Source organism: Candidatus Manganitrophaceae bacterium (assembly GCA_012960925.1).
Lineage (GTDB): Bacteria > Nitrospirota > Nitrospiria > SBBL01 > JAADHI01 > DUAG01.
This window is the reverse complement of record DUAG01000076.1, coordinates 39,462-52,817: the sequence shown is the minus strand read 5'-3', so window position 1 is coordinate 52,817 and position 13,356 is coordinate 39,462. Positions and strand designations below refer to the sequence as shown.

Annotated in this window: 8 protein-coding genes; 3 read left to right on the top strand and 5 right to left on the bottom strand. The window is 52.4% G+C overall.

Features of this window, described 5'->3' with window-relative positions; all coding sequences use genetic code 11:
• Positions 1 to 95: 95 nt before the first annotated feature.
• From EYQ01_10670 to EYQ01_10660, 3 genes are all read left to right on the top strand, one after another.
• Positions 96 to 770 carry an ABC transporter ATP-binding protein gene (locus tag EYQ01_10670; protein ID HIE66249.1) on the top strand — a complete coding sequence of 225 codons (675 nt, stop codon included), beginning with the start codon at positions 96 to 98 and terminating at the stop codon, positions 768 to 770.
• Between the two features lie 150 nt (positions 771 to 920).
• The gene (locus EYQ01_10665) at positions 921 to 3,476 is read left to right on the top strand and encodes an ABC transporter permease (GenBank protein ID HIE66248.1); all 2,556 of its coding nucleotides are present in this window, start codon (positions 921 to 923) and stop codon (positions 3,474 to 3,476) included.
• The gene (locus EYQ01_10660) at positions 3,469 to 4,611 is read left to right on the top strand and encodes a carotenoid 1,2-hydratase (protein ID HIE66247.1); all 1,143 of its coding nucleotides are present in this window, start codon (positions 3,469 to 3,471) and stop codon (positions 4,609 to 4,611) included. The genes EYQ01_10665 and EYQ01_10660 overlap by 8 nt, the downstream gene beginning before the upstream one ends.
• 249 nt (positions 4,612 to 4,860) lie before the next feature.
• Here EYQ01_10660 and EYQ01_10655 read toward each other — a convergent pair whose 3' ends face one another.
• From EYQ01_10655 to EYQ01_10635, 5 genes are all read right to left on the bottom strand, one after another.
• On the bottom strand, positions 4,861 to 5,829 hold the full coding sequence (locus EYQ01_10655; protein HIE66246.1) for a formylglycine-generating enzyme family protein: 969 nt from the start codon (positions 5,827 to 5,829) through the stop codon (positions 4,861 to 4,863).
• Between the two features lie 19 nt (positions 5,830 to 5,848).
• Complete coding sequence (locus tag EYQ01_10650; GenBank protein HIE66245.1) at positions 5,849 to 8,848, bottom strand: hypothetical protein; 3,000 nt, start codon at positions 8,846 to 8,848, stop codon at positions 5,849 to 5,851.
• Positions 8,849 to 8,961: 113 nt separating this feature from the next.
• Positions 8,962 to 10,386 carry a hypothetical protein gene (locus tag EYQ01_10645; protein HIE66244.1) on the bottom strand — a complete coding sequence of 475 codons (1,425 nt, stop codon included), beginning with the start codon at positions 10,384 to 10,386 and terminating at the stop codon, positions 8,962 to 8,964.
• A gap of 25 nt (positions 10,387 to 10,411) precedes the next feature.
• A complete protein-coding gene (locus tag EYQ01_10640) occupies positions 10,412 to 11,530 on the bottom strand; it encodes a 6-bladed beta-propeller (GenBank protein HIE66243.1) in 1,119 nt (372 codons plus the stop codon).
• Positions 11,455 to 13,293 (bottom strand): hypothetical protein, encoded by a 1,839-nt coding sequence (locus EYQ01_10635; GenBank protein ID HIE66242.1) that lies wholly within the window; start codon positions 13,291 to 13,293, stop codon positions 11,455 to 11,457. The genes EYQ01_10640 and EYQ01_10635 overlap by 76 nt, the downstream gene beginning before the upstream one ends.
• Positions 13,294 to 13,356 lie beyond the last annotated feature (63 nt).

The window sequence follows — 13,356 nt, the reverse complement described above, 5'->3', positions numbered from 1 at the left end:
ATTACACCCTATCAAAAATTGACGCTGGCAACACAGGCTCTACTTCTGTGAACCATTATTAATGGGGGGATTACCTTTCCCTGTGAAGGAAGCATGTGATTCAAGTTGTCAATCTGGAGAAAACCTATCCTCATCCAACAGAGCCGGTGACGGCGCTGAAGGGAATCACGCTTACGATCAAAGAAGGGTCATTCTCGTTATTGATGGGGCCGAGCGGGTGTGGAAAATCGACCCTCTTGAATCTGATCGGAGGGCTGGACCAGCCGACTGCGGGGGAGATCTTTATTGCAGGAAAACCCACGCGGGATTTTAGCGACACGCAGTGGACGGCGCTTCGTCGCTCAGAGATCGGGATGATTTTTCAGTTTTTTAACCTCTTGCCGATGCTCAATGCCTTGGAAAATGTTGCCCTTCCTCTCTTGCTTCGAGGGGACCGTCCTGTTGAAGCACGGGAGAAGGCCAGGGCCGCCCTGGTCGGCGTTGGTCTTGAACCCCGCTTGGATCACCTTCCGAGCGCCTTGTCGGGCGGGGAGATGCAGCGTGTTGCCATCGCGCGGGCCGATGCCATCTGCCCAAAGATCTTGTTGGCGGATGAGCCGACCGGGAATCTGGATTCAAAAACCGGAGAGGATATCCTCCGGCTCCTGGCCTCTCGATCACGTCTGTCGGGTGTGACCATTCTTCTCGCCACCCATAGTAAACAGGCCATTGATTATGGCGACCAGATTATTCATCTAAAGGACAGTCAAATTGACCGCATTGAATCGTAACGATTCAGCATACCCATCTAATCCTCCATGGCGGCGTTGCTGTGGTGCTCAAATCCTCACGTATAGCCCATACGTTCCGGTTCTGCGCGCCTCGCGCCTTGCCCTGAAGAAATATCCAGGCATGCTGATAGTTACGGAGAGAAGGGGTATATGATACGTGTCCTCCTCCAGTCGATTTCCCTGCGCCACCTTCTTCATGAAAGGAGGACCTGGCTGACCCTGGTCGGCGTTGCCCTCGGGATTGCTGTTTTTATTTCAATCCGATTAGCAAATAAGAGTGTTCTGGAGACCTATCAAAAATCAGTTGATCTATTTGCCGGGAATACAACGCTGGAGATTATAGGGCGGGGAGGGGCCATTGATGAGATGGACCTGGTCGAGATTCGTAAAGTGCCCGGGGTGATCTCCATCGCGCCGATTGTTCAATCCGTTCTCCCGATGGCATCCCCGTCTTCTGCAAAGGGGGAGGTTCTGCTCTTGATGGGGATCGATCTCCTACAGGAGACCCCCTTTCGAAGCTACGAAGTCCGCGGTGCGGAGGGAGAGGCCTTTGATGCCTTGATCGACCCCGCGGCGGTCTTTCTGACGGTGACGTTCGCGGAAAGGCACCGTATTCAAGTCGGCGATCATTTCTCGGTCCGGAAAGAGGAACATCTGCTGGACCTTCATGTTGCAGGACTTCTGGAGGCGGAGGGTGTTGCACTGGGGCAAGACGGCAATATCGCCGTCATGGACATTGCATCGGCCCAATGGACACTGGGAAAACTCGGAAAACTCGACCGCATCGATCTGATCACGGATGAAGAGGCCAAGCTTGATGAGATTATAGAGAGCTTCGGGAAACGACTTGGCGGGCGGCTCTTGATCCGTCGGCCGGAACAACGTTCTCGACAGGTTGAAAAGATGCTCTTTTCCTTTCAACTTAATCTGACGGCCTTGAGCGCCATTTCTCTCTTTGTCGGGGTCTTCCTGATCTATAATACCCTTCTCGTCTCCGTCGTCCATCGGAGGAAGGAGATCGGCATTCTTCGTGCTTTAGGCGTTCCCCGTTCAAAAATATTCTGGCTCTTTACCCTCGAGGGGATCATGATCGGGACGGCAGGCGGGTTTGCGGGTGTCTTTGCGGGTGCGCTCCTGGGGCGATGGGTCATTCAGATTCTCTCTCAAACCGTGAGCGCGCTCTATGTTCCTATTCCACCTTCTCCTTTTTCACTTCCCCTTTCTCTCATTGTGGAGGGGATGGGGATCGGGGCCTTTGTTGCTACACTTTCTTCCCTTTTCCCCGCGTTGCAGGCCGCACGCCTGAAACCGCGCGAGTCAATGGAAGGGATTTACCACAATCAAAGAGGTGTGAAGCAGGGGCTATATCTGGGTGCCGGATTGATTGCCGCTACGGTGTCCTTTTTCCTTTCGCAAGTTCCTTCTGAATGGGGGCTTCAATGGGCCAGATACCTCTCAGCGGGATTCCTTCTAATGGCTTTTTCCTTGATTGTCCCGGCGGCGATCCTTGTCCTCTCCAGAAGTCTTCGCCCTTTTCTTTCTGGGATGCCGCCATCCTGGCGGATGGCACAAGGACACCTCGAGCAAGCGCTTCGAAGGAATGCCCCAACCATCTCGGCTTTCATGGGGGCACTGGCAATGATGATGAGTGTCGTGATCATGATTGAGAGCTTCCGCAGCACCGTTGAAGTCTGGATCGATCAAACGATCCGATCCGACATCATCGGCTTTCCAGTCTCCTATATGTCGAGAGATACCGACGAGACCATCTCGAGGGAACTCAGCGATGAAGTCGAAGCCATGTCGGGGATAGCGGCGGTTGATCGCTATCGGTCGATTGAGATCATCTTCCGGGATGAGCCGGCCCGGCTTGTCGGGCGCGATCTGGCGATTCATCGATCCCACAGTCGGTATCTGTTTCAATCGGGTGAGTCGGCAGAGATCATTCAAGAGGCGATTCGAGAAAAGAAAATTCTCATCTCAGAGGTTTTTGCAAATCGTTTCGATCTAGGCGTTGGAGATAAGGTGCAGCTTCCTTCTCCCCGTGGGGGCATCCCCCTGAGCATCGGCGGGATCTTTTATGAGTACAGCACGGACGGCGGAAAGATGGTCATCGACCGATCCTTTCTGGAAGAGGATTGGGATGATCAGGAAATCGACGTCCTTGCGATCTATCTCAAAGAAGGGGAAAGCGCGGATGCCGTTCGGCAAACGCTGGTCCAAAAATGGGGGAGCCAATATGGCCTGGCTTTTACGACCCAGGTTGATTTTAAAGAAGAAGTCCTGGAGATCTTTGACCAGACCTTTTTAATTACCTACGCCCTCGAATGGATCGCCGTTGTCGTGGCCCTACTGGGTATAACCAACACCCTTTTTGTCTCGGTCCTGGAGCGCCGGAGAGAGATTGGTCTCTTGAGGGCCATCGGCGGTTCACGGCGCCAGGTGATCCAGGTGGTCCTGATCGAGGCCTTTTATATGGGCTTGATTGGATGGTTTCTGGCTCTTTTTTGTGCCTTCTTTCTTTCCCTCCTTCTGATCCTCGTGATCAATAAGGAGTCCTTCGGATGGACCATTCTCCTGCATTTCCCTCCATACATCGTCTTGCATGCTTTCATCCTGGCAACGGTCACGGCCCTCCTGGCTGGGTTTTTCCCGGCATGGAAGGCGGCGAAGATGAATATTACGGAGGCGATTGCCTATGAATAAGCGGTTACTGATGAGGGTCCTTGTCTTGACTCTCTTCCTTTCCCTCAGCGCTTTAGGGGCCAAGGCTGCGCCAGGGGAAAAGCGGTTTGAGGACGCCAGGCCGGGCTATGCCTACACTTTTCCGAGGGACCATGGGTCCCACCCCAAATTTAAAATTGAATGGTGGTATTTTACGGGGAACCTCGAATCGAAAACAGGGAAAGAATACGGATATGAGTTGACATTCTTTAGGCGCGGGATCGCGAACCCGAAAGTCCTGGAAAACCCTTCTCGATGGGCAGTCAGGGAGATCTATCTGGCCCACTTTGCCGTAACAGACCTGGCCGGTGGACGTTTCCATTACCAGGAGAAGATCAGCCGGGCAGCCGTCGGGAAGGCGGGAGCCAAAGAGGATTACCTGGAGGTCTGGATTGACCGCTGGCAGGCCGTTCAAGAAGGAGAACAAATCCACCTTCAGGCGGGTGGGAGATCTCAGGAAAAAAACGGGTGGCAGATCGATTTGATGCTTTCTCCCTCAAAACCCCTTGTCATTCATGGTAAGAGCGGGATCAGCCGTAAGGGAGAAGAAGAGGGCCAGGCCTCCCATTACTATTCCTACACAAGGCTTGAAACACGCGGTTCTCTCTGGATCGATGGAAAGGAAGAACAGGTCACCGGGAGTTCTTGGATGGATCATGAATTCAGCACCAGTGTTCTCAATGACGCCCAGATCGGATGGGATTGGTTCTCCATCCAGTTGGAGGACCAGAGCGAAGTGATGATTTACCAGATCCGGAGAAAAGGCGGTGAAAAAGATTCGGTATCGAGCGGTACGGTGATCTCTCCCGATGGAAGGGCACGCCACCTTGGGGCCAATTCTTTCTCATTAACGCCAGTACAGAACTGGAAGAGCCAAGAAAGCGGAGCGGTCTATCCTGTGGAATGGCGGATTGAAATCCCGTCCGAGCAACTGGTCCTGACATCAAAACCGCTTCTTCCGGAACAAGAACTCATTACAGCCAAGAGTACACGCGTAACCTATTGGGAAGGGGCGAGTCGTTTTGAAGGGACGAAGGCCGGAAAGGAAATTTCCGGAAAGGGATATATCGAGTTGACCGGCTATGCCGAACCTTTTACAGATTCTCTCCCTGAGTAGCTGCTGATCTCCTTTATTTCATTCTTCTTCTTGGATGAAATACCTACCTACACACAGAAAAATAAGGAGAAAGTGGCTTAGGGAACCTCTGAATAAGTCATGAATTGTTTTTTTAGGGCACTTATGTCCCGATTCTGCGTTGCAAATCTTGAAAATAGCAGGCTATCCCTGTGATTTACACCTTGAATCGAAACATTTTATCTCCAGAAAAATTCAACCCAGACTTAATAGGGGTTCCTTAGTACTCTGCTACCAATCTTTCGCGCAGCGAAAGCCGAGGAAGGGAAAGCGGGTTTCCGGCAGGACGTTCTGGCGGTAAGGGAGGCGGGAGAAGATCGACATGGCGTAATGTCCTGATTCGCCATAGGCATCTCCCTTGGCCACCTTAAATTGTTCTCCAAAATCCGGGCTTTCATAATAGCCATCCGGATAGGGCTTGTACCAGTCGTCGGTCCACTCCATGACATTCCCGTTCATATCGTAGAGGCCGTAAAAGCTGCGATCGCTACTCCAGCGGCCAACCATGGTGATCCCGCCATGACTGCCGGCGCTGACATTTGCCTTCATCGGATCAAAGTTATTGCCCCAGACATAGATATTCCCTGAGGGGCCGCGGGCGGCCTTTTCCCATTCTTCCTCCGTAGGGAGGCGCTTTCCGACAGACCGGCAGTAGTCGCGTGCCTCATACCAACTGATATCCACAACGGGAAGAAGTCCCTGTCCGGAGGGATACTCTCCTTCTTTCCAGATAGAAGGTGGGTTCCGCAGTTTGACCTTGATGAAATCGGCGTAGGCTCGGTTGGTCACCTCCGTCCGATCGATCAAAAACTCAGGTAAGGTGACGCGATGTTGAGGATGTTCATCGAGATAGAAGGGTTTTCTATTTCCCAACTCCCCCCGGGTTTCCTCCAGATCCACCTCGTTGCTCCCCATGATAAATTCTCCGGCCGAAACAAGGAGCATCTCCTCCGGGACAACCTTCTTGCTTAAAGAGATGATGGTGTACTCGAAGGGAACAAAAAGAAGAAAGAAAAGAACGAGCGACTTTTTGAGGGACATCAGGAAACTCTGATTAAGTCTGGGTTGAGTTTTTCTGGAGATAAAATGATTCGATTCAAGGCGAAAATCGCAGAGGATGGTACTCGTGAAGCCATAGCCCTCTATTTTTAAGATTTGAAACGCAGAAGCGGGACATAAGTGCCCTGAAAAAAAGTTCATGACTTATTCAGGAATTTCCTCATTTTTCGCCGTTGATGACCGAGTGGGCGTCGGTGTTATGCTCCATGTTAAAGCCATGGCATCGGAGGTTGCAACCGGGTCCTATGTGCCCTAGGTCCCAATCGGCCGGGTTTACGGTTTTACCATTTCCCCAAGCCGGTCCTTCGGAGAAGCGATTTCCTTTAATATTGGGCTGAAAATTGAGAAGGTGTGTGCTTTGATCATGTCCGGGATTGTCCATCTTGAACCGAGTATCGTTCAGTCCGACAAAGACCGTATTCCCGGCCTCGACGTTGCTATGGACATTGTTATGACATTCGTGACAACGGGCGTTCGTCCGACCGGCAAGATGGAGGAGATGAAGGTTTCCGCCGACATTTCCTTTTCCATCGATATCCTGTGTGTTCCCCCGATAGAAGTTCGTGAGCCTTTCCTTTGGGCCGAACGCTATGGGGGATTCCCAGTAGGGTGTGATGAAGGCCGCTTCGTTGTGACAGTTAAAGCAGAGGGCAAAGTTCTGTGGATTGTATCTCCCCCTTTCCGTAAAAGGCGGTTCTTCCTCGGATGTCCCGACAGTCGTATCGTAGTTGGCTCTTAATATCCTCTTATAAATTGACCCGTGCGGCCCCTGAGGAGTTTTGGGATCGTTCAGAGAGGCCCGTCTTGTCACATCCGGGTTGACGGGGATACTCGGGGACCGGTCTGTGGTCCGTCGGAAGGCCCTTCCTCTGGTGTCGTCATAAAGAATGGGACCCGGATAATCGGGAAAATTGATTTCAGGCTTGATCCTGAGTCCTTTGAAGACAGGAAAGAGTCCGGCATTGAAGGTTCCGAAAAGATCAGTATTGTGGCAATCGGGGCACATGATGGTTGCCTGTCGAGAGAGGCCTCCTGAGCCGTCAGAACCAATGACTCTGCCGCTTCCATCAAAGCTGGCTTGATGTCCGAATCCTCCCATCAATTGGCCTTGCTGTGTTGGCACATCCACATTCAGGTTGAAGTTGTTTAATACCCCGGATTGGTTTTTCCCGAGATCGGCCACCGGATGAAATGAGGTGTTGAGTGCGGGAGGCGTATCCGGGACGAGAAGGCCCCGGCCATCGCCCGGAGTTGGATTCTCTTTCATAAAGAGTTCCGGATAAAAGGGCGTGGACGTTGGGTCAAATTCTTTTCGCTTGTTGCTCCCATGCGCATTGACCCCTCTTCCCGGATCGATCGGACTGTTCCCGCGCGCCTGAATGATCTTGCCCGTGCCGAGGGCGGTAAAAAGAGCCTCCCGGACATGGTTATTGAAGGTGTTTCCATGGCATCGGAGACAGATTTCGTAGATGAGGGGTTCTTCCTTGAAATCAACCGTTTTGAGTGTCTTCGCCACAATGCCGCTTCGGATGGTGATGCCGGGCATGCCCTGGAATCGATTCCGTCGAGTGACCCGGTGCATGTTGTGGCAATCGACACATTCGATGTGGGAGGTATCGGGTGTATTGGGGGCATGTTCCATATTGATGTCTTTATTTCCAACGGGCTCATTGAAGGGTCCGCCAAAGAAAGAGGGAACACGGTTATCACTCCCGAGTTGAACCCCTTCCTTGGGAAGATCGACAAAAACAGGTTGGTGTCCCAGCCCGAGCGTCAGGTCCATCGCGCTCCCGGTTGCAGAGGTCCCATTGTTTCCGTTCCCCTCCCGATCTTTGAAGAATTGTGTTCTGATATCAGGGGCGCGGGTGTTGTTCTGGAGGATGGATGTCTCTTGGGGTTGGTGACATTGATAACAGGTTTGTTCAATGGCCACATTTCCGAAGGCATCGACGCCTTCACGCATAATTCGAACGGCACCCTGGCGGGTGTGGGGATCATGGCAGACCAGACAGGCGCGTTCGGCTACCACCGGAGCTTCATCACTATGAAGATTGGTCGCCCCCAGCTTGAGCCTTGAATCATCAAATACCCCCGTCTTTCGGTCACCAAAATGGGTATTCAACTCATCCGGATTGTAGGGCCAGCCTGGCTTGTCGTGGCAGAAGAGACAAAGAATCGCACCGGCGGGTGCTTTATCCGCCCGGCTGGACAGTCCGGGAACCGGCGGGCCGACACGCTTCTCTGCCTGGGTTGAGGCAAAGGTCTTTTCCTGGAGGCGGTTGGCCCTTAAGAACTTTGGAAAATCAACCTGATGGGGATTGTGACAAGAGGTACACTGGACAGAATCAAAGACATTATTATTATTTCCGGTTGCCCTCCTGAGCGGGGAGATCGGCGTTGGGGTGCTTTGTGTGAAAGGCCTTCGGATCGGGGGTCCCGGGTCAACAAATTCAATATCTTTCGTTGCGCGAAGGAGGGAGTCAAAGACCATTGAGATCGGGTGATCGTTCCGAAGGTCCCGGCCCAAGGCCCGGGTTGCCTGGGCGGTGGCCCCTTCGCCAACCGGAATGCTTCCGAAGGGCCCGGCAGGCGCCTGCCCCGTTGGATATTCCATCTGGTATTCTGAGTCCAGGCCTCCGCTTCCGCCCCGGTTAATCACGCTTCCGAGGGCAATTGTACCGTCATGGCAGGAGAGGCAGAGGCGTGAATAGCCGGTGGGTCGACCGGGCATGTTCGGCCTTGCCTCGAATGATTTACTCCAGACCTGGTCATACATCTGGTACTGGTTGGCGGACAGTTTCCGGTTCCAGATCGGTGCGCGAAAGCTTATTCCTGCCCGGTTGGCCCCGTGGGGCGTGTGGCAAAAGACGCAAACCTCGGTTGTTCCGCCCGGTCCCTGGACCGACTTGACATTTCTCTCCTTGTCCGGACTGAAAATTTCATCGAAAATACGTTGTTGGTTCGGGTCAAGCGGAACGGCGGAGAGATTGTGCTTGGTACTGCTGACATCCTCGGTAAACGGCTCCGCGGTTGGCTGTCCCCAGGCAAGTGTATCGAGGGCAGGCAGGAGTTCTATGCCTTTTTGAGAGGCGATGCCGTAGAGCAGAAAGAGCGTTAAAAACAGCCCAATACCTTGAATTATTGAACGAAATTGTCGCATGGTCCGGTCAGCCTCTTCATCGAACAATCAATATAATAGGAGTACGCCATTTTTGTCAATAAAGTTTCGCAAAGAGTAAAGAACAGGAGATGACAGGTCAAGTTCTATGTTCCTTAGGGTACCTCGATAAAAGTTGCTGTTATGAATTGGTCGCCATCCACATTTATCTCACAAGGTCCAGTGATTATCTCGCAAGGCCCAAACCCAGACCAACGATCAAACATTGAACCCGGATCTGCTGTGGCAGTGAGCGTAATGAGTTCACCCCCTCTAAAACCACTGCCATCGTTGAAGAGTTGATTTAAACGGTCAACCCCTCCCCAGAGGAGCATTTCTGTTCCTGTCCAGACGGCAGAATGCCAACCCCGTTCTGAAAAACTCGAGGGGGCAAGAATAGGTTCCCATAGAGAGGGAGAGGTGTCGGTCGCAGGATTATATTTTGCGCCGGTCTTTACTTCAACCGCCCCGAGTTCAAATCCTCCCCAGATGATCATTTCAGTCCCGTTCCAGGCGGCGGAATGGAGGCGACGCTTTCCCATAATATTGGATGGCGGCGTGGCAATCGTTCTCCAAATATTGCTTGTAGGATTGTACTTTGCCCCATTATTGAACGTATCACTGGTCGGAAAGTTGTTTGTAGGGGGGAAGCCTATCGGAGCGTCTCCGAGTCCCCCCCAAATGATCATCTCCGTCCCGGTCCAGACAGCAGAATGCCGCTCACGCCCCGTAAAAAAGAGGAGGGGTGGAGGAGTGAGGATCGGCGTCCAGGTGTCGGTTGCAGGGTTGTACTTTGCGCCGGTGTTCACCGGGGCATTCGGTCCGAATTCAAATCCCCCCCAGATGATCATTTCCAAGCCCGTCCAGACGGCAGTGTGTCCCATACGTGCTTCAAGAATAGAGGGTGGCGGAGGTGTGATTGTCGTCCAGGTGTCGGTTGCAGGATTATACTTTGCCCCCGTGTTTGAACCTTGATCACCCACGGCCTCGGTGCTTGAACCGGAACTCCCTTCCCTTCCCCCCCAGATAATCATCTCCGTCCCTGTCCAGACGGCAGAATGCCGGTCACGCGCTGAAATAACATCGGATGGAGGAATTGCGATCTGGGTCCACTGATTTGTTGCGGGGCTATACTTCGCGCCGGTGTTACTGAAATCGCCGACCCACCCCCCCCAGACAATCATCTCTGTCTCGGTCCAGACGGCAGTGTGGGCATAACGCTCTGATAACGTTTCTACTGTTGGGGGTGTTGCGATGGGAACCCATGCATTTAAACCATTGATTGAAACACCTGAACAGAGGGTAGCACAATCACGTATATCCAAAGTTGAAGGAGAAAAAACAATGGTACCGGTCCCCGGCCCTGTTTTTGCGATCGTCAGGGTTTTGGGGATGTCCGCGACAAGACCTCCTCCTGATTCGGGTTGTCCCGTATTGGTTGTTTCTTGGACTGCAGGAGCGGAGTCTTCCCCGCCACATCCGGCCAGAGTGACAATGAAAAGTATGAAAATAATATTCCAAAAAGAAAAGATTTTCTTCATTGGATTACTCCCTGGAGACAAACGCCTAGCCTGCCGGGATCTCCTCTTCCCTTAGCAGTTGAAAAATCTGAACTCGTTTATTGTAGGTATCGGCCACATAGATACGTCCCTGCGGATCAACCGCAATCCCTGCGGGTAGCCAGAATGTGCCCCGTTCGACCCCTGTTTTTCCAAAATGGAGGAGCAATTCCCCTGAAGGATTAAATATCTGAATTGTGTCGAAAAGGGAATCGACCACGTAAATATTTTGTTCCTGATCGACTGCGACCCCTTTTGGCCGGGAAAATTGACCGAGTCTGTTCCCGAGTGAGCCCATTTGTGACTGGTAATTCCCGTCCCGGTCGAAGACCTGAACCCTGAAGTTAAGGGAGTCGGACACATAGAGACGGCCTTCTGAATCGACCGTGGCATAGGTTGGGAAATTAAATTCTCCATCCTGGATGCCGCGCTTTCCGATGACGCCTGTTTTTTCTCCTGAGAGGCTATAGACAAGCAGGCGGTGCCCCATGGTATCGACCACATAAAGTCGTTCCTGCATCCTGTCGATTGCGATGCCGGAGATCCTTTTAATCTCTTCATCGTTCCCGATGACCCGGGCCAACTTTCCCTTCGGGTCAAAAACAAAGACGCGGTTCAGGTCCGCATCGGAGACATAAACGTGGTTGGATCCATCGAGGGCCACGCCGATCGGGTTTTGCAGGCGCAGCCTTGGAGAGATCCTGAAGAACTGACGGTACTTGTTCTCAGTCTGGTCAAAATGGTGGACAACCTGTAGGCCTGTGTCGGCGATATAGACGCCGCCATGATCATCCACGGCAATGCCTGAGGGGCGGATGATGTAGGAAGTGCGTCCCTTTCCGAAAATAAAGCGAAGGACTCTTTTGAACCAGGACTGGTTGACGCCGATATCTTTCGGTTCCGATAGGCTCTTCAGGTACTTTATCTTTGGGGGATCGGGCGGGTCCGGCCAGAAAAGAGGGGCTTCTACCTTGACGGGTGCAGCCGCACAGGCGGAAAGGCTGAAAAGCGTCATCCCTACAATAGCGTATCGGAACAAGTCTCGGAGCATTAAAATGACCTTGAGGCGCGTGCAAAGATGGATTGGCTGCCATACTCGATACCGGAGGAGCGGTCTGTCGACCATCGATGGTCAAGGTTAAACCTGAATTTTCCGATTCGGTAGGCAATCGTGTTTGTTGAAGCAAAAGTGTCTCGATCCAGGGAGCGACCGTCCGGACCGCGTGTCTGGCTTCCACGGAGACCCAGCGTGATCGAGGCATTTCCATACCTGGAGGTCCATCGGATCTCTTCAGAAAAGACATCGGTTTCCAAAAAGAAACCGCCAGGATAGTCCTGATGTGTCCAGCCCAGAGAGGCCATGCCGCCGCCAAGAAAGTAATAGGTTCCCCGGCCGTCCAGAAGAAGGGTTATTCCTCTGGGGCCAAAACCATCGATTTGAGTCAGGCTTGCCGTGGACTGCAACTGGAGGCGGTCATCTTCCAGTAAAATTCCTCTGAAATAACTGCTGTCTGCGTTGGCTTGAATCACATGTGATCTCTGATCCTCAAGGTCCTGAACGGTTCGGCTGCGGCGTTCAACGTGGTTGAAGGTGTAGGCCAGTGCAACATGAACGATGCGGATACGTGTGTTCTCAACGCCCACGCTGAGAGTGTTCATCAGATCCGTCGATCGCTCAGATGCCGGTCGTCCAGGGCCTTTTTGTTTCGTATCCGAGACCCCGTAACTGGCCGCGTAACTGGAGGTGAATCGAAGAATCTCAAGAGAGCGGGTGTAATTAACGAAGGCACGGTGGCGGTGGAAGAGGGTATTGATTTCAGATCCGCTGCCACGGGTTGTTGTGTTTCCGATAGAGGATCCATAGCCTGTCGAAAAACCGAAAAAAGGTCGGTAGTTAATATGGTAGTCGAGATAGGGCGAGGTGGTCCGGGCATCGGCCACATCGAATTGAAAGTACCGGGCACTCATAACCATGTCGAGTTCGTTGGCAGGACGATAAGACCCGCTCCAGAAGGCTGTGATGCGTTTTAAATCGGTCGCATTTGCTCCACCCGGGGTCTCGGAGTAGTCGATTCGCGCATGAGTATCCCATAAGACACTGGGCGTATAAAAGACGGAAGCCCCAAGACCACGTTCCTGGGCGAATGTGACACCCGTGGCGTTTCCTCCTCCTCTATTGGCAATGCGGGAATAGGTATTCAGGAAGAGCTTGGAGGAGAGCCGGCTTGCGGTCGACAGGTTGAAAGCATTTCCCGTGACCTTTTGCACCACGCCACCCAGTCGGGCAACGTCTGTTGTGTTGAATTGATAGCGGGCGACCACGGTGGTCTCCCTGACCCGGCCGCTCGATTCCAGATTGAAGAAGCGGCTGAGGGTGTTTGGAAGACGCCTTGAATCATCTATCGACTCCAGCTTGGATTGATTATAGGAGAGTGAAACTCTTGGGAGCCGTGGGACGGAAAGCGACCAGTTTCCTCCAATCGTCGTCACACGGTCTTTCACGGTAAGCGGGTTTTGTTTTCCGACAATAACAGGATCTGGAACGGCGATATCATTTGCGCGGTTGACCCGTTGGTAGTAAATGCTGAAGGGGGAAATGTAGGGAATGAGATTGAGTGCGAAGGAGTAATCTTTGAATTCGAAGTCCTGATTTATTCCGGACCGGTTTGTTTTAGAGTTCTGGGTCAAGAAGGTTCCGTTGATGAGAAAGGTGCCAATACGCGGATCGAAGATTTCACCGAAGTTGTGAAGGTTGTAACGCTGCTGGATAAAAGTAGTTTCATCCCTCCGTTCGTTCTGATGGCTTCGGATATGTCCATAACTGAAATCAAGAGAACCCCCCAGATTGATCATCCGCCCTTCAACGCGAGCAGGGAAGATGACAAGCATCTGCAAAAGAAAGAACAGTGATAATATTCTGGACGCAAAATAAGTCCTCTTCCCAAAATGGAG

What these genes read in the sequence shown, in the direction of transcription:
- EYQ01_10665 (HIE66248.1), top strand. Translation starts at nt 921, where the DNA reads ATGATACGTGTCCTCCTCCAGTCGATTTCCCTGCGCCACCTTCTTCAT.
- EYQ01_10660 (HIE66247.1), top strand. Translation starts at nt 3,469, where the DNA reads ATGAATAAGCGGTTACTGATGAGGGTCCTTGTCTTGACTCTCTTCCTT.
- EYQ01_10655 (HIE66246.1), bottom strand. Translation starts at nt 5,829, where the DNA reads ATGAACTTTTTTTCAGGGCACTTATGTCCCGCTTCTGCGTTTCAAATC.
- EYQ01_10650 (HIE66245.1), bottom strand. Translation starts at nt 8,848, where the DNA reads ATGCGACAATTTCGTTCAATAATTCAAGGTATTGGGCTGTTTTTAACG.
- EYQ01_10645 (HIE66244.1), bottom strand. Translation starts at nt 10,386, where the DNA reads ATGAAGAAAATCTTTTCTTTTTGGAATATTATTTTCATACTTTTCATT.
- EYQ01_10640 (HIE66243.1), bottom strand. Translation starts at nt 11,530, where the DNA reads ATGGTCGACAGACCGCTCCTCCGGTATCGAGTATGGCAGCCAATCCAT.
- EYQ01_10635 (HIE66242.1), bottom strand. Translation starts at nt 13,293, where the DNA reads ATGCTTGTCATCTTCCCTGCTCGCGTTGAAGGGCGGATGATCAATCTG.